Here is a 1,428-nt window from a genome sequence, read left to right on the forward strand (position 1 = left end):
TCAAACATGGGGTAATCGCGGAGCGAGTCGCCCTGAAGCCGGAAGCGGTCACATATTGAAGAGCGGGTGGTTGTTCCCCGATAGGATGGAAGTACGGGCTCACGACTGGACGCCGGGCCCAAGCATCGAACGGAGAACAACCATGAGCGAATATATCGGTCTCGACGTGTCGTTGAAAGAGACGGCGATTTCTGTGCGGCGTGGCGGCAAATGGATCTGGCGCGGCAAATGTCCCTCTGATCCGAGTTTGGTCGCGGACGTTCTCCGCAAGCGGGCGCCGGCGGCCAAGCGGGTGGTGTTCGAGACAGGACCCTTGTCGGTGTGGTTCTATCATGCCTTGAGCGCCGAAGGACTTCCGGCGATCTGCATCGACGCCCGGCATGCCAAGGCCGCGCTGGACATGGCGCCGAACAAAACGGACGCAAACGATGCCGACGGCTTGGCGCATCTGGCGGAGGTCGGCTTCTACCGCGAGGTGCGGGTGAAGGGCTATGACAGCATGCTGAGCCGCACGCTGGTGGCCGCGCGGAGCCGGCTGGTCAAGATCACGACCGAGCTCTCCAACCAGATCCGCGGGCTCATGAAGACGTTCGGGCTGATCATTCCGCGAAGCAAGGGCGGCAAGTTCGAAGCCGACGTCCGGCGCCTGCTGGCCGGTCAGGAAGAGCTTGCCCGGATTGTCCTGCCCCTTCTCGAGGCTTGGCTCAGCATGCGCGCCCGCGCTGCTGAACTTGGACAGCAGCTCGTCGCCAACGCCCGGCACAATGACGCATGCCAGCTGTTGATGTCGATTCCCGGCGTCGGCACCATCACTGCGACTTCATTCATCGGCGCCATCGAGGATCCATCGAACTTCAAGACATCGCGCGCTGTCGGCGCGTGGCTGGGTTTGACAACCCGACGCTATCAATCCGGCGAAGTCGATTATGATGGTCATATCTCGCGGCGTGGGGATCCTCACCTGAGAGGGCTTCTCTATGAGGCCGCAGTCGTGATCCTTACGCGCAGCCGGGCTGACAGCAGTCTGCGCACATGGGGGCTGAAGCTGCGTGAGAAGATCGGCTTCAAGCGGGCAGCTGTCGCTGTCGCCCGCAAGCTCGCTGTCATCATGCATGCGATGCTAAAATCCGGTGAGTTGTTCAACCGGGAAGAAGCCATCGTGGCCTGACCATAAGGAAGTTCGAATGCGCCTACCCGAGGCGTAACGAGACGTCCCTGCCAGGACGTGGGCCGAGCCATTCCGCTGTGTCAGTTGCATCGTTGGCGGCACTACGCTCGCGATTGCGTTTCAAACCTTGGAAGGCTCCATCCCTCGCGAAGCCCATCATGCGGCGGCTTCATGTCGACCGCGAAGACGACCGTGCTCCCGGCAAACGACGCCTCAATACAAATTTGGGCTTGCATTTTGGTCCGCGATTAGACGACTGA

1 protein-coding gene is annotated in these 1,428 nt (G+C 61.1%); it reads left to right on the top strand.

All coding sequences use genetic code 11. The features are described 5' to 3' along the window. Positions 1–142: 142 nt before the first annotated feature. Positions 143–1,168 carry an IS110 family RNA-guided transposase gene (locus NKJ46_RS34585; RefSeq protein WP_352671815.1) on the top strand — a complete coding sequence of 342 codons (1,026 nt, stop codon included), beginning with the start codon at positions 143–145 and terminating at the stop codon, positions 1,166–1,168. Positions 1,169–1,428: the final 260 nt, after the last annotated feature.

The organism is Mesorhizobium sp. M0166, from assembly GCF_040322255.1.
Classification (GTDB): domain Bacteria; phylum Pseudomonadota; class Alphaproteobacteria; order Rhizobiales; family Rhizobiaceae; genus Mesorhizobium.